The organism is Sphingobacterium spiritivorum (genome assembly GCF_016725325.1).
Lineage (GTDB): Bacteria > Bacteroidota > Bacteroidia > Sphingobacteriales > Sphingobacteriaceae > Sphingobacterium.
Genome location: NZ_CP068083.1, coordinates 4,114,600 through 4,135,474 on the forward strand (window position 1 = coordinate 4,114,600; position 20,875 = coordinate 4,135,474).

The window sequence follows — 20,875 nt, forward strand, 5'->3', positions numbered from 1 at the left end:
ACAGGCGTCTTATCTGGTAAAAATATCGACTGTCTTCTGATTGATTTTTTCACTCAGAATCTCACCGTCTTTCATAGTGATGATCTTCTGAGAAAAAGCAGCATCATGAGCAGAGTGTGTCACCATGAGTATGGTTGCTCCTCCGGCGTGTAAGCGCGTCAGCAATTCCATTACCTCATTTCCGTTGCTGCTGTCCAGATTTCCTGTGGGCTCATCAGCAAGGATAATCTTGGGATTATTGATCAAAGCCCGGGCTACAGCCACACGCTGTTGCTGTCCTCCTGAAAGTTGCTGTGGATGATGTTGCAGCCGGTGTGAAATATTGAGTTTTTCAGCGATCTCATGGATACGATGCTTACGCTCTGCAGTTGGTACTTTATTATAGATCAATGGAAGTTCAATGTTGTCAAAAACACTTAATTCATCAATCAGATTAAAATTTTGAAAAATAAAACCAATGTTAGCTTTGCGTACTTTTGATCTTCCCGATTCAGAGAGCTTTGCAATTTCTTCACCCAGCAAATGATAACTTCCGCTGCTGATGTTATCGAGCAGACCAACAATATTCAATAAAGTGGATTTACCACAGCCAGAAGGTCCCATAATGGAAATAAATTCACCTTCATTAATTGTCAGATTAATATTATGGAGTGCCTTGGTCTGTATTTCTTCAGTCGTAAATACCTTGGATAAGTCTTTAATGTGTATCATGTTGATATGTATTAATTTAGATTTAATTGTTGTATGTTTTTATAATCATCATAGCCTGAGGTAATAATCTGGTCACCCTCTTTGAGCCCGGAGATAACTTCATAATAATAAGGATTCTCTCTTCCTAGTTCTATCGGACGTCTGGTTGCTTTATTTCCCTCTACGACAAATATCCATTTCCCCTGACTGACATTATTAAAAGTGCCTTTAGGAATGACAAGTTTTTTTTCTTTTCCGGACAATATAAGCTTGACACCGAAGGACAATCCCTGTTGAAGTCCATCGGGTTGTTTATCTGTAAAGTCCAGTTCTAATTTAAACTGACCATTCTTGACTTCCGGAAGAATCTTTGAAACGCGTACCGGGATAGATTTTCCTTTCATCTCGATATTTCCGGTCTGACCTGAATTGATTTTTTCCAGATAGAATTCGTCAATCATGGCCGTGAGTTTATATCCTTTCATAACATCTACTTTACCTATACTTGTACCGGCCTGATAAGTCTGGCCGAGTACAGCATCGAAAGAACTGAGACGGCCGCTAACAGGGGCTAAGACCAGAAAATTCTTCTTATTTTGTCTTAGGGTTTCTAAACTCTTGTGCATGGCCTGTAAAGCCTGATTGATCTGAGCGATTTGCAACTGATTAATTTCTTTTTCTCTGGATATGTTTTTTTGAATCAGATTTTTTCGTTCTTCCTGATATCTGTGTTTCTCCTGTGTTTGTTCCCATTCGTTTTTTGCTAATACTTTATTTGAATAAAGCTTCTGATTCATATCATATTGCAGTTTGGTATCATTATAATCATGATCAATAGTGATAAGTTCTTTCGAAAGCTCCAGTTCCTGATTTCGCAATGATAGCTTTTGTACATTGAGATTATTCATTTGTTCAATAATAGCGGTCTCCTGCGACAGAAAATTGAATTCTGTATTCGGGTTGTACAGTCTCGCCAATGGCATCCCCTGAGTTACCATCGCACCGTTTTCTATGTATAACTCCTGTACAGCTCCTCCCTCAACAATGTTGATTAACATCGCGTGTAGCGGATCCACCTGCGCCTGAAATACAACAAAGTCTTCAAAACTATCATACTTAACTGCTTTTATCTGTATTTCATCCTTTTTTATATTCAAAGATGAAGGCCGTGTAGCGAGGTAGATACCAATAGCTATAATCACTAAAAAACCTAAAATTGATAGGGCAATGTATTGTTTTTTTCTATTTTTACGAGGGATTGCTATATCCATTATTCTTGAATTATGTTGTTGTTAATGCTGCAATAATATCTGTGCCATCTGCTTAATTTAAATGTAATTAGTTGATTGTCAGTTGTAATTTTTAATGTTATAGGTTTGAGTGTTCGGTTTTGGACACTTGTTTGTCCGGTAGTGAACAATTAGCTGTGTGAAATGAAAAAAGTTGAAGCTTCTGTTTTAGTGGTTGATGATCAGGAGGAGGTATTGATCGCCTCCAGACTGTTACTGAAACGATATTTTGAAAAGGTAAATGTATTGTATGATCCCAGGCAGTTACTGGATAAAATCCGGGATTGTGAAGCCGATGTCGTCTTGCTGGATATGAACTACCGAATGGGGTATGAAAACGGAAGGGAAGGAATCTACAGGCTAAAAGAAGTGCAGGAACATTTCCCGCAAGTCAGAATCATACTGATGACTTCCTTTGCCAATGTGGAAACAGCTGTAGAGGGTATTAAGTTGGGATCGATAGATTATGTGCTGAAGCCATGGGATAATGAAAAGCTGATAGATATAGTGAAATCTGCTGTACAACAGCTGCGTAAAGCTAAAAAGATTGCTGCTCCGTCAGCACCAGTATTTTTTCAGGGGAATTCACCTGAGATTCTAAAAGTATATCAAATGGCAGAACGGGTTGCAAAGACAGATGCTACCGTACTGATACAGGGAGAGAACGGAACAGGAAAATATGTATTGGCGGAGTATATTCATAAACAATCTGCCAGAAGAGATCATCCTTTTGTACATGTGGATCTGGGTTCGTTGAATGAAAATCTGTTTGAAAGTGAATTGTTCGGTTATGCAAAGGGAGCATTTACTGATGCAGGTAAGGATACGGCCGGTAGATTTGAACAAGCCGATGGTGGCACTGTCTTTCTGGATGAGATTGGTAATATTCCGCTGCATCTGCAGTCAAAATTATTGCAGGTCATACAAAGTAAAAGTGTAACCCGATTGGGGGAATCCAAAGTAAGACAGCTGGATGTGCGCATTATCACTGCAACAAATATCGACCTGGAATCGGCAGTAAAGGAAAAAGTTTTTCGGGAAGATCTGTATTATCGTATACATACCGTATCGCTGTATCTGCCGGCATTGCGGGAACGGAGCGAAGATATACCGGATATGCTGCAGTTCTTTTTGAAGCATATGACCGAAAAATATGATATGGAGATGTTGCATATCGGGGACACTACGCTGAGACAATTGGAACAATATGAATGGAGGGGTAATATACGGGAACTTCAGAATCGGATAGAGCGTGCGGTGATATTAGCAGATCAGCAGGAGCTTACTCTTGAACATATGGGATTTGAAGGAGCTCTGGCTTTAGTGAAAAGTAAAGAAGAAACGACTATAAGCGATGTCGAGCGTAATTTGATAATTGACAGCTTACACAAATACGCAGGAAATATCAGTAAAGCTGCTCATGAACTCGGCGTCTCAAGAGGAGCCTTGTATCGTAAATTAGAAAAATATAGTATCCCAAATCCAAATGTATGAGTACGAATAAGCTGGTTATCGGGATAGTGATCCGTACATTCATATTAGCCATACTCATTGCCGTGGCTATATATTGCGGTTTCCATAGCCTGTGGTATGTACTGGCAAGTATAGCTATTTTTTTGCTGATCCTTGTTTTTGAGACCCGGGTTTTTATCAAACGCTATTACAGTAAGTTTGATAGTATTGTACAAGCCATGCTGTATGATGATTACGCTTTGAGTTTTGATGAACAAAAAGAAAATGTAGTGCTGAATCAGCTTATCCAATTGTATGAGAAGAATAAAAAGGCCTCATTTGATCTTCATTCACAGGCATTTATTTATGAGCATTTACTTAATAGTCTGGAGTCAGGGGTTTTGATTTTGAAGAAAAGTACAGACAGTTGGACGGTACTGAATATGAATGAATACCTGCGCAAGTATTTTGGTATACCCGGGATTACATACTGGCATCAGTTTAAATCTTTTGTACCCCAATTTTATGAGGCTATAGAAGATAAGAACTTTGCAGAATATAAGTCTACTATAGATATTCAGATCAATAAAGAAGAAAAGCAGACTTTCGTTATTCAGACATCGGTGAGCAAAGTAGCGGATCAGCAATATTACATCATTTTACTGGATTCTATACAGCGTGTCATAGATTCTACAGAAAATGAAGCCTGGTTGTCTATTATGAAAGTGATAGCACATGAATTGATGAATTCACTGACTCCGATACATTCGCTGGCTGGAAACGTCAGTGAGATCCTGGAACAGGAATCTCTTAGTGCAGAAGATAAAGAAGATGTACAGATGAGTGTGGATACCATTCTCAACAGAAGCTATCATCTGCAAAAATTTGTGGAACGCTACAGACGTCTGACTATGTTGCCTACACCTCAGCCTGAATGGATAGCTGTAGATACGCTGATACGAAATTGCCTGCGAGGATATATGGGAATACTACAGCAGAAGGGAATCAATTTGCATTATGAAGACGTCCACGATATCCGCATATTTGCAGACGCAATTCAGATGGAGCAGGTAATGATCAATCTCTTTACGAATAGCATGTATGCAGTAGAAAGTCAGGATATTAAGGATATATGGGTACGGGTTTACAGTTTGAATACACGTACTTATATAGAATTTTCGGATTCCGGCAGAATAATTGATCCTGAAATTGTACCCCGCATATTTCTCCCCTTTTATACAACCCGAAAAGATGGAGGCGGTATAGGACTCACATTATCCAAAAGTATTGTCGAAGCCCATGGAGGATATTTGTTTTATCAGGTCAAGGCTGATCGTAATACATTTGTCCTTGCTTTGCCTGTAACAGAGAAATAAATTTAACAAAGTCCCAAAAGTAATGTGTACATTGAAATAGAAATTTTTCCAAAGAATTTTTAGCATAAAGCAATTAAATGGCCGTATTAGCACAGCATATAAAGTCTTATTTTGGCATCGTATCGGATGTTGAAATCGAAAAAATAAGTACTCTTTTTCAAAAAGAACGCTTAAGGAAGGATGATTTTTTTGTCCAGAAAGGACAGCGGGTTAATAAGCTCTCTTTTATTGAGTCAGGTATGCTGCGGATCTTTGTTCATACCGACAAAAAAGAAGTTACACAATGGATTTCAACCGCTGGTTCTTTTGTAACAGACCTGACGGGGTTTATGTATGATGATGTTTCCCGGTGGAATATTCAGGCTCTTTCAGACACGGTGCTGTATTCCATAAGCAAAGAAGATTATAAAAAAGCCGGCACTATGCTTTCCAAATGGAATGAATTTGAAAAAACGTTTATAGTAAAATGTTTTACAAAGATGGAAGAAAGAATATTCTGCCATTTGTCTATGAGCAGTGAAGAGCGTTATCATTATTTCTTCGAGCACAACAAAGAGCTTTTTAATCAGGTTCCATTGCAGTATATCGCATCCATGTTAGGAATGACGCCAGAAACATTCAGCCGCATCAGAAAAAAATAGGGATGACAAATTCTTGATTTTTATCAAGAGCAATCTGCCGCAGCTAACGGATCTTTGTTGTATTATTTGGAAATATAATCATGGCTAAAGAAATCATTACACATATTCGTATACAGGCCACACCACTAAAGATCTGGTCCGTTTTTACGAATTTTGTACAGTATCCGGAGTGGAATCCTTTTATAAAATCGCTGGATGGTGACGTCCGGGTCGGGAAAAAAATACGTGTACACATACAACCGCCGGACTCCGGAAGTATGATCTTCAAACCTAAAGTTTTAGCTTATGAGGAAAACAAAAAGCTGAGTTGGATAGGCAGGCTTTTAATACCGGGATTATTCGATGGGGAGCATGCATTTGAACTGATTGACAATGGAGATGGTACGACCACCTTTGTACAAAGTGAGATTTTCAAAGGTTTACTTGTTCCGTTATTTCAAAAAACACTGGATAACAATACCAGACGAGGATTTGAACGAATGAATCTAAAGTTGAAAGAGATTTGCGAAAACGAAAATAAATAGCATAAAAAAGGTCTTCTTTAGCATAAAGAAGACCTTTTTATTATCTTTTGTTGTGTTATACGGAGAAACTTTCCCCACAGGCACAAGTCCTGCTGGCATTAGGATTATGAAATTCAAATCCTTTACCGTTTAGACCGTCTGAATAATCAAGTTCGGTACCAGCCAGATACAAATACGATTTAATATCCAGACAGATTTTTATCCCTTTATCTTCAGAGAACTGGTCTCCTTTTTTTTCTTCGTTATCAAAATTGAGTTTGTATGAAAGACCTGAGCAACCTCCACTCTCTACGGCAACCCTAACAAAATAACTGTCGTCGTACTGTTCCGTCTTCATAATGGATTGGATACGTTCTTTCGCTTTATCTGTAATGGTGATCATGCTTTCCATGTTTTCTGCTTTTCTTACAAATTACGCTATTTTTTTGAAAATAAGCAATCTGTTGTCTGTTAGTATTTTGTCAAAAATCAATCCAAAAGTCCATCCTTGTACAGTTGCCATACAGGGGACTGCTCCCGGATCTGTCTGACCACAGTACGGAGTTTTGTAACCGTTTCTTTTATTTCCTCTTCGGTTGTAAATCTGCTCAGGCTAAATCGCAGGCTGCAAAAAGCTTCCTCATCGCTGCGATGCATAGCTTTGAGTACATGTGAAGGATCCCGGTCGCCTGATACACAGGCCGAGCCTGCAGATAGGGCGATATCATTTAGCCTGCTCATGATCTCAGTAGCTTTGGTATGCTTGAATGTAATATTAGAAGTATTGGCAATACGGGAGACTGCTGAAGCTATAACTTCCGTATCCGGTACTTCTTTAAGGACCGTACTCTCCAACAAATTTCTTAAGCCTGATATCTTTTGTTGATGCGTGAAATCAGAAACGGCCAGCTCGAGGGCTTTACCCATTCCAACGATCGCTGGAACATTATAGGTTCCGCCACGAAATCCATTTTCCTGTTTACCTCCGTGTATCAGCGTCTCTATTTGTGTTGGCTTCGATTTTCTGCGGATATATAAGGCGCCTACACCTTTGGGGCCATGAAACTTGTGCGCACTGAAACAAAGAATGTCGATCATACTGTTTTCCAGATTAAGGGGCACTTTGCCTACGTACTGAGTCGCATCACAAAAAAACAACGTATTCTTCTCTTTGGTAATTGAGGCAATTTCATCTATGGGATGAATAACACCACTTTCATTATTAGCAGCCATTAAAGCTACTAAAATGGTATCCGGCCGGATCAGATCTTTCAATACGGTTATATCAATCATACCATTGCTGTCTGTAGGGACAAACGTTATCTCTGCACCCTTTTTCTGCAGATATTCACAGCATGTCAGCACCGCTTTATGTTCGGTAGCTGAAGTAATAATATGTTTTCCTTTGCCTGAGTAGAGTGAAAATACACCTTTTATAACGGTATTGATGGCTTCTGTAGCCCCTGAATTGAAGAAAATTTCCTTCTCACTGGCATGAAGACTATTCGCAATCTGCTGTCTGGCTTTTACTACTGCTGCAGAAGCAACCCTGCCTGATTTATGTTGTATACTCGATGCATTTCCGTAGGATTCTGTGAGGTAGGGTATCATTTCTTCCAATACATCCGGGTGGAGTGCTGTAGTAGCATTATTATCTAAATAAATCATAGAAATGAATGTTAAAGACTCTTAAAAATTAAAGAAAATACAGTGCAAAAAATCAATTCTTCCTACCTTTGGAATGAAAAATCAAATATATTCAAATTTTAACAATTGTATGGAAACAGTAAATATTAGCAGATTTGAAGGTGGATTAGAAAAACTGATAGATGTTGTCATTGTCAGTATACCAAGTATTGCGGTAGGTCTGGGAATATTATTCTTTGGCCGGTATCTGATCAAATTTCTGATCAATATCATGAACAAGCGTTTTGAAAGACGCAATATAGATGTATCTATACGGGCATTTATATCCAGCATGTTAAAATTTGTCCTGTATGCTTTGCTTATTCTTACTGCAGCCAGCACAATGGGTATTCAGACTACATCTTTTATCGCTGCATTATCCGCTTTTGGTCTGGCTGTAGGTATGGCACTGCAGGGAAGTCTTTCTAATTTTGCAGGAGGAGTATTGATCTTAATGTTCAGACCATTTGAAGTAGGAGATTATGTCTCCAGTGCCAATGGTTCTGCAGGTACTGTGGAGCGCATAGATTTGCTCTATACTACTTTAATCGGTGCCGATGGAATACGGATGTTTAGTCCGAATGGTACACTGGCCAATTCTGTAATAAAAAACTATACTAAGATTGTCAACAGAAGATTGGAATATGTGATCGGTATATCTTACGATGCAAATATTAAAACGGCTAAGGATATTATTCTGGAAGTACTCAAATCAGATGACCGTATTCTGGAAACGCCCGCTCCTGAGATCTTTGTGAGTGAGTTGGCTGACAGTTCTGTCAACCTCACTATTCGTGCATGGGCAAAGAAAGAAAATTTCTGGCCGGCAAATAATGAAAATCAGGAACTCATTAAGAATGCACTGGATAAACATGGAATCAGTATTCCTTTTCCACAGACGGAGCTTCATATTGTAAATGATAAGCTGACGATGACGACTAATCCAAAGCGCGAGTCGTAATAAAATAGCGATAAGCTAAAATAGCTTGTTGAAATTTAGTCAATTTGGTTGGATCTTTCTTACTCAATTTTGGAAGAATCACCTTATTGATCTTTGCCAATAGTCTGAAAATAGATTTACGCATAGTACAAAAGTATATATCAGGACCGTATTACAGACGGTCCTTTTTTATTTAAAAGGATTCTACGAAACTTTTGTTTGCCGGTTTTGTTTTTTGATATAAATTATACTATATGGATTTATATTCTGGATTACCTTTTTGGATAATAAAAAATGCTCTTTACGATTACAATAAACCCCTTCAGGAAAACTTAAAAATAGATGTTGCCATTATTGGATCTGGAATTACAGGATCACTGGTCGCTCATGAATTGTGCGAGGCTGGAATTAAGTGTGCGATTTTTGATAAAAGAACCGTTGCTACGGGGAGTACAGCCGCCAGCACTGCGCAGTTGCAATATGAGATAGATGTGCCTTTGAGCCAAATGATCAAGGATGTAGGTGAAAAGAAAGCTGTACAGGCTTACCAATCCAGTTTGCAATCCATCACTGATCTGGAGAATGTTTTGCAACAGCTAAAGGTAAAAGCAGACTTCAAGCGGGTTTCTACCGTATTTCTGGCCAGTAACAGAAAAGGCCGGAGAATGATTGGGGAAGAGTATGAAACCCGCAGTAAATATGGTTTGCCGGTATCTTATCTGGATGAAGAGCAGCTCATGAAGACATACGGAATTGAAGGATTTGGAGCGCTTTATAATGATCAGTCTGCCCAGATGGATGCGTATGCAGCTGCGACTGGCATATTAAATTATCATTACAGCAAAAAAGAACTGGATATCTATAGTCCGGTAGAGATTGTCCGGTATGAGGAGAAGAAGGGAGGGTATGACCTGAAAACTAAAGACGGATTTGTTATTTCCTGTAAATATGTAATTATTGCTGCGGGATTTGAGGCCGGGCAATTTTTACCAAAAGAGGTGATGCATCTTAACTCTACTTATGCATTAGTAACTAACCCTATTGAAGAAGAACAGTTCTGGAAGGAAAAGAGTCTGATATGGGAAACGAAGTCTCCCTATTTTTATATGCGGTCTACTGCAGACAACCGGATTATGATGGGAGGGGAGGATGAACCGTTTCGTAATCCGAAGGTGCGGGATTTGTTGCTGCGTAAGAAAGTCCGGAAACTATCCTACAAACTAAAGAAAATGTTTCCTGAAATTAAGTTTGAAGTCAGCATGGCCTGGTGTGGTACATTTTCTTCGACAAAAGACGGATTACCTTTTATCGGTGCATGGCCGGGTAAGAAAAGGATGCTGTATGCATTAGGATACGGAGGTAATGGTATTACTTTCAGTATGATTGCTGCTCAGATTATCCGAAATACGTTAGAAGGGAAAAAAGATGACAGATCGGATACCTTTGGTTTTGAAAGACTCTCTTAATAAATAAAAAAGAAAAGGAACGCAAAGTTCCTTTTCTTTTTTAAAGTAAGTTTGGATAATCACTGATTATGCCGTCCACTTTTAATCTTTTCAGACGTTTAATCTCCTCTTTTGTATTAGCTGTCCAGGGAATCACCTTTATGCCTTTGGCATGGCAATCCGCAACAAATTCCTTTGTAACAAGCGTATAGTTCGGACTGATGATAAAAGGAGTAAAACCCAAATCGTTGATTAACTCATCAACAGACTGTTTATTCTTGCCGTCTATCAGATAGGAAGATTTCAGTTGCGGATACATCTTATGGAGATATTGTATAGTACGTTTATCAAATGATTGGATAATCGTTCTGGAACCTATGCCTTTGTTCATAATTACTTCTACCATCAGATCTACAAAAGTAGAAGGTTGCGGATGCAGGATATTATCACCTTTCGGAGAGCTCTTGGTTTCGATATTATAAAACATCGGGCTTTTTCGGTACAATTTGGCCTGGGCTTCTGCTGCATCTATAAGTTCGGATAGTAATGGAATATGCGTTTTCAGCTTTAACTGGTCCGGAAAATCGCTGTACGGCTTAGAACCTGTATCGTAAGTTTTGAGTTCGTTATAATCAAATTTATAGATTTTCAGATCCTTTTTGTCAGCAGGGATATCTCTTCCATCTGCATAGCGGATATATTTGGGATTTAAATAGTCATCATGTGTAACAACTACTTTTTTGTCTGCTGTGATGTGACAATCCATCTCTAGAGTTGTAATATGAGGCATATTTTCAATGGTCATCTTCATCGCCTCAATGGTATTCTCCGGATATAAGCCCCTGCCACCTCTGTGTGCTTCTGCAGAGAAATCAGGAAATTTGTCGTTCACCAGTTGATTTTTTTTGTTTAACATACTACAAGATGAAAATCCTAAAGTTAAAGCCAGTCCACCCAATGCAAAAGAATAAAATTTCATGTTCATCTATTTTATACAAAAATAGTCTTTCTTAATTTAATACTAGATAAAGTCCTACAGCTAGCAAACTGCCGATCACCGGACCGATCACCGGTACCCAGGCATAACCTGCATCAAAGCCTGCTTTGTTTTTGATCGGAAGAAGAGCATGCATGATACGCGGGCCGAGGTCACGAGCCGGATTGATCGCATATCCGGTAGTACCGCCCAGTGCCAGACCGATGACCCAGACGACAAAGGCTACCGGCAATGCTCCGATAGAACCAAGTCCTACAGGGGAGTTATCTGGTAATTTAGCATCTGTAAAGTGAAAGATCGTAAATATCAGCACAAAAGTACCCACAATCTCGCTGATTAGATTGACCGGAATATTACGGATAGCAGGAGCTGTGCAAAATACAGCCTGTTTTGCTCCGGCATCTTCTGTCGCATCAAAATGGTCTTTGTACATCAGCCAGACCAGAAATGCTCCTGACATAGCTCCCGCAAACTGTGCTGCAATATATTCCATACCTGCAGCAAAAGTCATCTTTCCCAGAGCCATATTTGCTACAGTAACAGCAGGACTAAGGTGTGCTCCGCTATAAGGACCGGCTATAACTACTCCACAAAAGACCGCCAGTCCCCATGCTGTAGTTATGACGATCCATCCTGAATTGTTTCCTTTTGTTTTGTTTAATACTACATTCGCCACAACGCCTCCTCCGAGAAGGATCAATACTGCTGTTCCTATAAGTTCAGCTACAAATGGTGTCATAATTTTATATGATTTGGTTTATAAAGGTTATCATTATTTGTTTTCCGCCCAATAGACCGTTGCATTTACAGCACGGTGCCACTCCTCCAGTAGCTCTTTGGTTTTAGTTTTCTTATTGGGCTCAAATTTTTTATTTTCTTTCCATTGTTTTGAGATTTCTTCAATGTCTTTCCAGAATCCCACTGCAAGACCTGCCAGATAAGCGGCTCCCAATGCCGTTGTTTCCGTAATTTCAGGGCGTACCGTAGTCGAACTCAGAATGTCAGATTGAAATTGCATCAGCAGATTATTTTGCGTAGCACCTCCGTCAACACGTAACTCTTTGATCTTTAAACCTGCATCTGATTCCATAGCTCGTAAAATATCTACGGTCTGAAAAGCAATGCTTTCTAACGCTGCTCTGGCAATATGGGCTGCATTTGCTCCTCTGGAGAGCCCGACAATAGTTCCTCTTGCATCAGGATTCCATATAGGTGCACCCAGACCTGCAAATGCAGGTACTAAATATACCCCATTAGAATCTTCAACAGAGGCAGCAAGCTTTTCTACATCAGCAGATTTTTTGATAATACCCAGTTCGTCACGCAGCCACTGCACAATCGCACCGCCTATGAAAATACTTCCTTCCAGTGCGTAAGTTACTTCTTTTCCAATCTGCCATGCGACTGTAGTAACCAGCTTATTCTTCGAAATAACAGGCTTCTTGCCAATATTCATCAGCATAAAGCAGCCTGTACCATATGTGTTTTTCACCATACCTTTGGCTGTACACATCTGTCCGAACAATGCCGCCTGCTGATCACCTGCAATACCTGCGATAGGGATTTGATGAGAGAGTATTTCATTAGAAGTTTCGGCATAGATTTCAGAAGAGCTTTTGACTTCCGGAAGAATAGACTTCGGAATATCAAAAATGTCCAGTAATTCATCATCCCAAGCCATCGTCTGAATATTGAAGATCATCGTCCGGGAAGCATTGGTGACGTCCGTAACATGTGTTTCTCCGTTGGTAAGATTCCAGATCAGCCAGGTATCAATTGTCCCAAACGCAAGTTCACCTTTTTCTGCTTTTTTACGGGCACCTTTTACATTATCCAGTATCCAGTTGATCTTTGAAGCTGAAAAATAAGCATCGATCAGTAAGCCGGTTTTTTTCTGGATCAGCGGTCCATGTCCTTTATCACTGATAGAACGGCAATATTCTGCTGTTCTTCTGTCTTGCCATACAATAGCATTATAGATAGGAACCCCCGTTTTTCTATCCCATATTACTGTTGTTTCACGCTGATTAGTGATTCCGATTCCTTTTATTTTTGAAGAATTGATCTTCGATTTGGTAAGGGCCTCTGTAAGTACTGAAAACTGTGTAGACCAGATGTCCTGAGGATCATGTTCTACCCATCCTGATTGCGGGTAATGTTGTTTAAATTCTCGCTGAGCTATACCTTCAATCTCCCCCGATTGATTAAAAATGATAGCTCTGGAACTGGTTGTTCCCTGATCTAATGCAACGATATATTCCTTATTTTGCATGGTTTATTATGGTTATATGTACAATTTAATTTATAATATAGTTTTTCACTAACTGTCTGTAATTTTCAAGCTGCTCATTGATCCAAGGCTCATCTTTTCCCAGCGTTTGGGCCATCAATTTAGCAACCTGAGGAGCCATATCCAAAGACGCTTTTGCATCGAGAAATAATATCCGCATACGTCTGGCCAGTACATCTTCTACATTCCTTGCCATTTCGTGACGTACAGCCCATACCACCTCCGCTGCAATATGTTCAAATTTGGGGTGCAAGACAGCTGCCAGTTCCGGAGAACTTGCCGCCAAAGCACGTATACCCTCTGCGTCGCTGCCATAAAATTTCCAGTGGCCCTGTTCTTCATTTTGAGCATAGCCATGTATTTTCAGGGTTTTTGTCATACAGGCTTTTGGTTCTAAAGCTGCGACTTTGATCGCCAGATTAATGGTTTCTTCTGCCATTTTACGATACGTAGTCCATTTTCCTCCTGTAATAGTGACCAGTCCCGAAGCATTACTGATGAGTTTATGATCCCGGGATATTTCTTTTGTACTGTTGACATCGTCACCCTGTGGAGCGGCCAAAGGTCTCAATCCGGCAAATACACTTAATATATCCGAGCGGGTAGGAGCATGCTCCATATAATTGTAAGCCGTATCTAATATAAATTTAATCTCTTCTTCCAATGGGCGTGGTTCGATCTGATGCTGATCCAAAGGCGTATCCGTAGTTCCCAGTAGTACATGTCCATGCCAAGGCACGCCAAATAATACACGGCCATCGCTCGTTTCGGGAATCATAAGTGCATCCGATTTACCGAGAAACTTTTTATCAACGACAATATGTGTTCCCTGGCTGGGTCTGACCAGATTTTTGTGTTTTGGCTCTTCCAGTTTCAGGATATCATCGACGAATATTCCCGTTGCATTTATAATGGATTTTGCCTGAATAGTATGCGACTGCCCAGTTTCCTGATCGACAAACGTCAATCCGCTTACTTTCGCTGCCTGATTTTTATCAATATGGATCACATCAGCATAGTTGATGATCGTAGCGCCGTACTCGGCTGCGGTTTGCCCCAGATTGAGGGCAAGACGTGCATCGTCAAACTGACCGTCAAAATATTGTATCCCACCCTGAAGTGAAGAAGCTTTGACAGTAGGTAATTTAGAGAGTACTTCGTTTTTATTCAGATATACGGACTTCCCTATACGCAGGCTGCCTGCCATCCAGTCGTATAGTTTTAAACCGATCAGGTATTTTAATTTACTAAACCACGAATAGCAAGGAATAATAAAACTTTGTATTCGCGCTACATGTGGAGCATTTCTAAAAATAAGCCCTCTTTCGTGCAGAGCCGAATAAACCAATTTGACATCACCGTTAGCCAGATAGCGTACGCCTCCATGCACCAATTTAGTACTGCGGCTGGACGTGGCTTTCGCAAAATCATATTTTTCTAATAAGATTGTTTTATAACCTCTGGAGGCTGCATCTGCTGCAATCCCTAGACCGGTAGCTCCGCCACCGATAATGGCAATATCCCATTGTTGGGTTTGATAAAGGTTGTTTATTCCTTCATTTCTGTCAAATTTCATATAGAATTGATTTTACAATATATAACAGTTGTTGTGATCTCCTGTTTGTACGATCCTGAAACAAACATAATAAATAATCAAACGAAACTAAAAGAAAACAAACGAAATTATTGTTAAATTTTTATTTCTCTCCTAAATGAAAAGTTTTTACCTTAGTGAAATTTGAATTAAAACCTATTATGAATAGCGTTGAAAGACACCATTTAATCTTAGAAAAACTTAAACAGATTGGTAATATTACGGTTTCCGAACTTTGTGAAGAACTAGGGGTTTCGACCGTTACTATTCGAAAGGATCTAAAATTTTTAGAAGACAGTTCGCTGTTATTTCGGGTTCACGGTGGTGCTACCCGGCAAAATCCGTATACCACAGATCGTCCTGTTTTCGAAAAGGAAAAATTACATACACTCGAGAAATCGAAAATAGGTAAAACGGCTGCTTCATTTGTAGAACCCAATGATTCTATTATCATTGCTTCAGGGACGACTATGCAGGCCATGGCAAAAGAAATCGAACCTCAGGGACTGCTTACTGTGGTAACATCTGCTTTGAATGTGGCACAGCAGCTTATCCAGCATCAGAATGTAGAAATTATACAGCTTGGAGGCACCATGAGAAAAACTTCAATGTCGGTTACAGGCGCTTATGCTGAAACGATTTTAAAGGACTTCTTTTGTTCTAAACTTTTTCTTGGTGTCGATGGAATTGATATGGATTTCGGTATTACCACTACCAATGCGCAGGAAGCTCGGCTGAACCGGGTTATGATGGAATCGGCTCAAAAGGTAATCGTATTGGTGGATTCCAGTAAGTTTGGCCGTAAGAGCTTTGGTAAAATAGCGGAGATCAACCAAATCGATATTCTGATAACAGATAATTATGTTAATCCCCGTTATGTAGAAAAACTGGAATCTTTGGGGATTAAAGTTATTGTCGTTTAATATGTCTGCTATCTAATACCATAAAAATTTTACATATGATTTTGAGATTGCTAAAATGTATGTAAGATTATTTTAATATCTTTAGAAATTGGAGTTGCCTGATAACAACTCCATTTTTATGAGAGTATAATCAATACCTAAAACTTACATTCAACAATATGAAAAAACAAGAAAATTCAAGACGTGAGTTTCTCAAAAAGTCAATTATAGGAGCTGCTGCTTTTACAATTGTGCCACGTTTTGTTTTAGGAGGACAAGGTTATCTTGCACCAAGTGATCACCTGACCAAAGGTGTCATTGGCGTGGGATCAATGGGACGCGGACATTTTGCTTATGCCGGTACAAAAACCGTCGCTATCTGTGATGTTGATACCCGTCATTTGGCTATCGCTCAGAAAACATTAGGCGGTGGTGTACGTGAATACCACGATTTCAGAGAGCTGATTAAATCTCCCGAAGTGGATATTGTCCATATTGCCACCCCTCCGCATTGGCACGGATTGATGGCTGTAGAAGCTGCCCGCGCCGGAAAAGATATATGGTGTGAAAAACCAATGACCAGAACTATAGGTGAGGGGCAGAAGGTTAAAGAAGCTGTAAAACAGCACGGTAATATATTTCGTCTAAATACCTGGTTTAGGTTTGAAGACAATTTCTACGGCATGCAGGTGCCTGTCAGAAAGATCAAAAAACTGGTTGATACCGGAATGTTGGGATGGCCACTTAAAGTGACCATCAGTAAACATACTGGTTTTGACTGGAAGTTCTTCTGGATTGGTAAGCAGAATTTGCCTGTGGAACAAGTACCTGCAGAACTGGATTATGATATGTGGTTAGGGCCTGCACCGTACAAGCCTTACAGTACACATCGTACTCACCTCACATTCCGCGGATACTGGGATTATGATGGAGGAGGTCTGGGCGATATGGGGCAACACTATCTGGATCCTGTCCAGTATTTCTTAGGAAAAGATGAAGAAAGTCCGGTGTCAGTTGAAGTAGATGCTCCGCAACAACACAATGATGCAGTAGGTACCTGGAGACGTATTACCTATACCTATGCTGATGGTTGTCAGATTATATTAGACGGAGAGGGCAAAGACGAGGGATTAGCTTATATTGAAGGACCTAAGGGTAAATTATATAAAGGATTTGTGTCGGATATTCCGGATCTGGAAAGAAAACTTTCGCAATATCCGGAACCTGCACCACAGATTACAAACTTCCTGGAGTCTGTGAGAACAAGACAGAAATTTGCGCTGAATGAAGAGAATGGATATCGTTCATGTACATTAGTCAATCTTGGGCTGATTGCATTGAGACTCAACCGTTCGTTGAAATTCGATTCTGACAAACAGGTGTTTATTAATGATGAAGGCGCTAATCGTTTGATCCATCAACCGATGAGAGGTCCGTGGACTATTTAATTTACATTCCAACAGCACAAACCAATGAAAAAAACATTTAATATATTATCTGCACTCTTGATTTTACAAGTAGCTGCACATGCTCAATTGCCTTCCAACAGGACAACTGCTACCAAAATAGCGGATGTACTTGCACAACAGCCTGCAGAGGAAAAGGCAAAATTTCTGGCTGCCATGAAAGAGTTGGAAAATTTCTCCTCTGATGACATAGCTGAGCTCTTATCCAAGCTCCAGCCTCAGGGTGGAAACAATGCTACAATTGAATTTGCAAGTAACTCTTATTCTTTTTACGTGATGCAATCCGGAATGGAAGCTAAACGCGAAACATTTGCAAAAGGATTAATTGCAGCTCTGGATAAATTAACGGACAAAGACAATAAAGGATATGTAATCAAATTATTGCAACAGTCAGGTAAAAATGAAGCCGTAGCTCCGTTAACAGCTTATCTGAAAGATGATTATCTGGTAGGGAAAGCTTCCCGTGCACTGGTCGCTATTAATACAGATGATGCACGTAAAGCTTTATTAACATCGTTGACAGATGCGGATTCAGAAACTAAGAAGATCGCTATTGTCACTGCTCTGGGAGATCTCAGATCGGCTGATGCAGAAGCAAAAATTATTGAACTTATTCAGTCAACTTCAGCTCCTAAATTTCAAAAAGCAGCTTTCACAGCACTTAGCAAAATTGGCGGCGAGAAATCAGCATCTGTATTTGCAACTCAGCTGGCAATCGTAAAATATCAATACGAGCCAAATGATATCACTGGACTGGCGGTTGATTATGCGGAAACACTCTTGAAGAATAAGAAATCTGCACAGGCTGAAAAGTTTGCTGCAGCATTATTTGCAGGAGCAGGAGTGAATAATGCACCTGAAACAAAAATTGCAGCGTTAAGCATCCTTACAAATATCAATGCTTCCAAGCAGAAAAAAGCTTTATTATCTGCAGCGACCAGTGAAGATGCTGCATACCGTAATGTAGCTCTGCAACTGCTGGGGGAATATGGAAACAGTGGAGATACCAAAAAACTGATCGCAGCCTTAAAAAGTGCTACACCGGGAGTTCAGGAAAGTATCCTGGATTTTCTGGCGCAAAAAGGATCTGCTTCAGACGTGTCTGCTCTTCAGAAAATTGTTCTTAACAATACTACAGGTGACGCCCGTATTTCCGGACTGGAGGCACTTGATGCACTATCCAGAAATAATGTAACACCACTGCTGATCAGTCAGCTTAAAGATGCAGATGAGGCACTGACAGGCGCTATCCAAAAACTGATTCTGGCCTCAAAAGAAGCAAAAGCTATTGATATTGTAAATGAATCGTTAGCAACAGCGGATAGCAAGACACAGATAGCATTATTAGGCATTCTGGCAAAAAGACCGAATGCTAAATCATCAAAAGCAGTCCTGCCGTTAGCAAAGAGCACGGATGAGAAGGTTCGCATGGCAGCCTATCAGGCATTACCTACAGTTGCTTCGGAAGATGATCTGAATGATTTGTATGCTTTATACTCAACGGCAAATAAAAATGAAGTTACATACTTGCAAAAGGCAACAATCAATGCGATTCAGTCCAGCAAAGATAAAGATGCTATAACAGCAAAATTAGCATCTAATGTGACCGTTTCAGCATCACCTTCAGCGGGTATGTATTTCCCTGTATTTGCAGGATTGGGAGGCACAGAGTCTTTAAATGCTGTTAAGAATTTCACAGACGCAGGTATTCCTGAAGTAAAAACACAGGCCATCTCTGCATTAGCATCATGGAAATCTGCGGAAGCACTTCCGGCTCTTGTTGCACTTTCCAGAACGGAAAAAGCAGAAGGCAACTTTGATAATATCTTCAAAGGACTGATTCGTCTGGTGAACAGTTCTTCTCTGACTCCGGATCAGAAAACACTGCATCTTAAAGATGCCTTTGCTATTGCACGTACAGATGCACAACGTAATCAGGTGCTAAGTTCGCTTCAGGGAGCGGGTACTTATCAGGCTATGATCTTTGCAAGCAAGCAGATGGTCAATCCGGCTTTAGCCGGAGCTGCATCCAATACTGCTATGAATATCGCATTTGATCATAAAGAATATGTAGGAGAAGATGTTCGGAACATATTGAATAAAGTTATCGGTAATCTGTCCGGAAGTGAAAGCTCCTATCTGAAAGAAGCAGTACTTCGTCAGTTAGCTGAAATGCCGAATAAAGAAGGGTTTGTATCTGTATTCAACGGAAATGATCTGAGTGGCTGGAAAGGTCTTGTCGCAGATCCGATCAAACGCAGTAAAATGGACGCTAAAACATTGGCTGCTGAGCAAAAGAAAGCGGACGAAAAAATGCGTGCAGGATGGCAGGCTAATAAAGGAGAACTGATCTTCAACGGAAAAGGAGATAACATCGCTACGATCAAACAATACGGAGATATAGAGATGCTGGTGGACTGGAAGTTAGATAAGGATGGTAAAGAAGGAGATGCCGGTGTTTACCTGAGAGGCACTCCGCAAGTACAAATCTGGGATATATCACGTACCAATGTGGGAGCACAGGTCGGTTCCGGAGGTCTGTATAACAACCAAAAAAATGCAAAAGATCCATTAGTCGTAGCGGATAACCCACTTGGAGAATGGAACACTTTTAAAATAAAAATGGTAGATGATAAAGTGACTGTATATCTGAATGGGGTACTGGTGACTGACAATGTACCTTTGGAAAACTATTGGGATCGTAATCAATCTTTATTCCCTACAGAGCAGATCGAATTGCAGGCACATGGTACTAAAGTATATTACCGTGATATCTTTATTAAAGAATTGCCTAGAAAGCAGGTTTCTGAACTTACCACACAGGAGAAGAGTGAAGGATTTGATATGTTGTTCGATGGTACAAATCTGGACAAATGGATTCCTTCCGATGGATACGGTATCAATGAAGAAGGTTATCTGGTTGTTTACCCAAATGCCAAATTTGGAGGTAACCTGTATACCAAAGATGAATACAGCGATGTTGTCTATCGATTTGAATTTAAACTGACTCCCGGAGCGAATAATGGAGTAGGTCTACGTGCGCCGGTAGAAGGAGATGCAGCTTATGCAGGTATGGAAATTCAGATTCTGGATAATGATGCTGACGTCTACAAAAGTTTAAAACCTTACCAGTATCATGGATCCGTATACGGTGTCATTACGGCTAAAAGAGGTGCATTGAAACCGGTAGGAGAATGGAATACGGAAGAAATCCGCTTACAGGGAAATAAAATCAAGGTAACGGTCAACGGAACGGTCATTCTTGAAGGTGATATTGCTGAAGCGTCTAAAAATGGTACGCTTGATGGTAAGAACCACCCGGGATTGCAACGTAAATCCGGACATATTGCTTTCTTAGGACACGGATCAGAAGTGTTTTTCCGTAATATCAGAGTGAAAAAATTGTAATTGAAACTTTTTCAGCGACACATAAAAGTCCGTCTTTCGTAAGAATGACGGACTTTTTTTATTTATAAAATTTTGAGTATCAGTTGGTATTTTACTAACTATATGGAATGGCTGTATCTCTGCTAAAGCACAAGTACCGTTACACTAATGCTTGCGCTAGTGATGGGTTTCTGTGTGGAATTGAAACATGCTACAG

At 40.0% G+C, this 20,875-nt stretch carries 18 protein-coding genes; 9 read left to right on the plus strand and 9 right to left on the minus strand.

Annotated elements, in window-relative coordinates; genetic code table 11:
• Positions 1 to 9: 9 nt before the first annotated feature.
• Together I6J02_RS17065 and I6J02_RS17070 are read right to left on the minus strand one after the other, a co-directional pair.
• Positions 10 to 711, minus strand: a complete 702-nt coding sequence (locus tag I6J02_RS17065; protein WP_201679036.1) for an ABC transporter ATP-binding protein — start codon at positions 709 to 711, stop codon at positions 10 to 12.
• Between the two features lie 11 nt (positions 712 to 722).
• Positions 723 to 1,961 carry an efflux RND transporter periplasmic adaptor subunit gene (locus I6J02_RS17070; protein ID WP_201679037.1) on the minus strand — a complete coding sequence of 413 codons (1,239 nt, stop codon included), beginning with the start codon at positions 1,959 to 1,961 and terminating at the stop codon, positions 723 to 725.
• A gap of 162 nt (positions 1,962 to 2,123) precedes the next feature.
• Between I6J02_RS17070 and I6J02_RS17075 the strand changes: the two genes are divergently transcribed.
• From I6J02_RS17075 to I6J02_RS17090, 4 genes are all read left to right on the plus strand, one after another.
• The gene (locus I6J02_RS17075; protein WP_201679038.1) at positions 2,124 to 3,473 is read left to right on the plus strand and encodes a sigma-54-dependent transcriptional regulator; all 1,350 of its coding nucleotides are present in this window, start codon (positions 2,124 to 2,126) and stop codon (positions 3,471 to 3,473) included.
• Positions 3,470 to 4,807, plus strand: a complete 1,338-nt coding sequence (locus I6J02_RS17080; RefSeq protein ID WP_201679039.1) for a sensor histidine kinase — start codon at positions 3,470 to 3,472, stop codon at positions 4,805 to 4,807. Before I6J02_RS17075 ends, I6J02_RS17080 begins: the two co-directional genes overlap by 4 nt.
• 77 nt (positions 4,808 to 4,884) lie before the next feature.
• On the plus strand, positions 4,885 to 5,448 hold the full coding sequence (locus tag I6J02_RS17085; protein ID WP_201679040.1) for a Crp/Fnr family transcriptional regulator: 564 nt from the start codon (positions 4,885 to 4,887) through the stop codon (positions 5,446 to 5,448).
• Positions 5,449 to 5,528: 80 nt separating this feature from the next.
• The gene (locus I6J02_RS17090) at positions 5,529 to 5,972 is read left to right on the plus strand and encodes an SRPBCC domain-containing protein (protein WP_201679041.1); all 444 of its coding nucleotides are present in this window, start codon (positions 5,529 to 5,531) and stop codon (positions 5,970 to 5,972) included.
• 55 nt (positions 5,973 to 6,027) lie between these two features.
• Here the strand turns inward: I6J02_RS17090 and I6J02_RS17095 are convergent, their stop codons facing one another.
• Together I6J02_RS17095 and I6J02_RS17100 are read right to left on the minus strand one after the other, a co-directional pair.
• Positions 6,028 to 6,354 (minus strand): HesB/IscA family protein, encoded by a 327-nt coding sequence (locus I6J02_RS17095; RefSeq protein WP_201681757.1) that lies wholly within the window; start codon positions 6,352 to 6,354, stop codon positions 6,028 to 6,030.
• A gap of 86 nt (positions 6,355 to 6,440) precedes the next feature.
• Positions 6,441 to 7,619 (minus strand): cysteine desulfurase family protein, encoded by a 1,179-nt coding sequence (locus I6J02_RS17100; protein WP_201679042.1) that lies wholly within the window; start codon positions 7,617 to 7,619, stop codon positions 6,441 to 6,443.
• A 109-nt stretch (positions 7,620 to 7,728) separates the two neighbouring features.
• Between I6J02_RS17100 and I6J02_RS17105 the strand changes: the two genes are divergently transcribed.
• On the plus strand, positions 7,729 to 8,598 hold the full coding sequence (locus I6J02_RS17105) for a mechanosensitive ion channel family protein (RefSeq protein WP_236582097.1): 870 nt from the start codon (positions 7,729 to 7,731) through the stop codon (positions 8,596 to 8,598).
• Here the strand turns inward: I6J02_RS17105 and I6J02_RS17110 are convergent.
• On the minus strand, positions 8,576 to 8,722 hold the full coding sequence (locus tag I6J02_RS17110; protein ID WP_002995760.1) for a hypothetical protein: 147 nt from the start codon (positions 8,720 to 8,722) through the stop codon (positions 8,576 to 8,578). The two genes, I6J02_RS17105 and I6J02_RS17110, sit on opposite strands and share 23 nt — an antisense overlap.
• Positions 8,723 to 8,831: 109 nt before the next feature.
• Between I6J02_RS17110 and I6J02_RS17115 the strand changes: the two genes are divergently transcribed.
• Complete coding sequence (locus I6J02_RS17115) at positions 8,832 to 10,043, plus strand: NAD(P)/FAD-dependent oxidoreductase (RefSeq protein ID WP_201679044.1); 1,212 nt, start codon at positions 8,832 to 8,834, stop codon at positions 10,041 to 10,043.
• A 40-nt stretch (positions 10,044 to 10,083) separates the two neighbouring features.
• Here I6J02_RS17115 and I6J02_RS17120 read toward each other — a convergent pair whose 3' ends face one another.
• From I6J02_RS17120 to I6J02_RS17135, 4 genes are read right to left on the minus strand one after another with little or no spacing between them, the layout of a single operon-like run.
• Positions 10,084 to 11,001, minus strand: a complete 918-nt coding sequence (locus tag I6J02_RS17120) for a glycerophosphodiester phosphodiesterase family protein (RefSeq protein WP_201679045.1) — start codon at positions 10,999 to 11,001, stop codon at positions 10,084 to 10,086.
• Between the two features lie 31 nt (positions 11,002 to 11,032).
• The gene (locus I6J02_RS17125; RefSeq protein ID WP_201679046.1) at positions 11,033 to 11,758 is read right to left on the minus strand and encodes an MIP/aquaporin family protein; all 726 of its coding nucleotides are present in this window, start codon (positions 11,756 to 11,758) and stop codon (positions 11,033 to 11,035) included.
• Between the two features lie 33 nt (positions 11,759 to 11,791).
• Complete coding sequence (gene glpK, locus I6J02_RS17130; protein ID WP_201679047.1) at positions 11,792 to 13,291, minus strand: glycerol kinase GlpK; 1,500 nt, start codon at positions 13,289 to 13,291, stop codon at positions 11,792 to 11,794.
• 25 nt (positions 13,292 to 13,316) lie between these two features.
• Positions 13,317 to 14,885, minus strand: coding sequence for a glycerol-3-phosphate dehydrogenase/oxidase (locus I6J02_RS17135; protein ID WP_201679048.1), 1,569 nt, complete (start codon positions 14,883 to 14,885; stop codon positions 13,317 to 13,319).
• 179 nt (positions 14,886 to 15,064) lie between these two features.
• Between I6J02_RS17135 and agaR the strand changes: the two genes are divergently transcribed.
• From agaR to I6J02_RS17150, 3 genes are all read left to right on the plus strand, one after another.
• Positions 15,065 to 15,826, plus strand: a complete 762-nt coding sequence (gene agaR / locus I6J02_RS17140; protein WP_236582102.1) for a transcriptional repressor AgaR — start codon at positions 15,065 to 15,067, stop codon at positions 15,824 to 15,826.
• Positions 15,827 to 15,984: 158 nt separating this feature from the next.
• The gene (locus I6J02_RS17145; protein ID WP_201679050.1) at positions 15,985 to 17,253 is read left to right on the plus strand and encodes a Gfo/Idh/MocA family oxidoreductase; all 1,269 of its coding nucleotides are present in this window, start codon (positions 15,985 to 15,987) and stop codon (positions 17,251 to 17,253) included.
• Positions 17,254 to 17,277: 24 nt separating this feature from the next.
• The gene (locus I6J02_RS17150) at positions 17,278 to 20,679 is read left to right on the plus strand and encodes a DUF1080 domain-containing protein (RefSeq protein WP_201679051.1); all 3,402 of its coding nucleotides are present in this window, start codon (positions 17,278 to 17,280) and stop codon (positions 20,677 to 20,679) included.
• Positions 20,680 to 20,875: the final 196 nt, after the last annotated feature.

Excerpts from the sequence above, each read along its gene's own strand:
- I6J02_RS17065 (WP_201679036.1), bottom strand. The coding sequence starts at position 711 with ATGATACACATTAAAGACTTATCCAAGGTATTTACGACTGAAGAAATA.
- I6J02_RS17070 (WP_201679037.1), bottom strand. The coding sequence starts at position 1,961 with ATGGATATAGCAATCCCTCGTAAAAATAGAAAAAAACAATACATTGCC.
- I6J02_RS17075 (WP_201679038.1), top strand. The coding sequence starts at position 2,124 with ATGAAAAAAGTTGAAGCTTCTGTTTTAGTGGTTGATGATCAGGAGGAG.
- I6J02_RS17080 (WP_201679039.1), top strand. The coding sequence starts at position 3,470 with ATGAGTACGAATAAGCTGGTTATCGGGATAGTGATCCGTACATTCATA.
- I6J02_RS17085 (WP_201679040.1), top strand. The coding sequence starts at position 4,885 with ATGGCCGTATTAGCACAGCATATAAAGTCTTATTTTGGCATCGTATCG.
- I6J02_RS17090 (WP_201679041.1), top strand. The coding sequence starts at position 5,529 with ATGGCTAAAGAAATCATTACACATATTCGTATACAGGCCACACCACTA.
- I6J02_RS17095 (WP_201681757.1), bottom strand. The coding sequence starts at position 6,354 with ATGATCACCATTACAGATAAAGCGAAAGAACGTATCCAATCCATTATG.
- I6J02_RS17100 (WP_201679042.1), bottom strand. The coding sequence starts at position 7,619 with ATGATTTATTTAGATAATAATGCTACTACAGCACTCCACCCGGATGTA.
- I6J02_RS17105 (WP_236582097.1), top strand. The coding sequence starts at position 7,729 with ATGGAAACAGTAAATATTAGCAGATTTGAAGGTGGATTAGAAAAACTG.
- I6J02_RS17110 (WP_002995760.1), bottom strand. The coding sequence starts at position 8,722 with ATGCGTAAATCTATTTTCAGACTATTGGCAAAGATCAATAAGGTGATT.
- I6J02_RS17115 (WP_201679044.1), top strand. The coding sequence starts at position 8,832 with ATGGATTTATATTCTGGATTACCTTTTTGGATAATAAAAAATGCTCTT.
- I6J02_RS17120 (WP_201679045.1), bottom strand. The coding sequence starts at position 11,001 with ATGAAATTTTATTCTTTTGCATTGGGTGGACTGGCTTTAACTTTAGGA.
- I6J02_RS17125 (WP_201679046.1), bottom strand. The coding sequence starts at position 11,758 with ATGACACCATTTGTAGCTGAACTTATAGGAACAGCAGTATTGATCCTT.
- glpK (WP_201679047.1), bottom strand. The coding sequence starts at position 13,291 with ATGCAAAATAAGGAATATATCGTTGCATTAGATCAGGGAACAACCAGT.
- I6J02_RS17135 (WP_201679048.1), bottom strand. The coding sequence starts at position 14,885 with ATGAAATTTGACAGAAATGAAGGAATAAACAACCTTTATCAAACCCAA.
- agaR (WP_236582102.1), top strand. The coding sequence starts at position 15,065 with ATGAATAGCGTTGAAAGACACCATTTAATCTTAGAAAAACTTAAACAG.
- I6J02_RS17145 (WP_201679050.1), top strand. The coding sequence starts at position 15,985 with ATGAAAAAACAAGAAAATTCAAGACGTGAGTTTCTCAAAAAGTCAATT.
- I6J02_RS17150 (WP_201679051.1), top strand. The coding sequence starts at position 17,278 with ATGAAAAAAACATTTAATATATTATCTGCACTCTTGATTTTACAAGTA.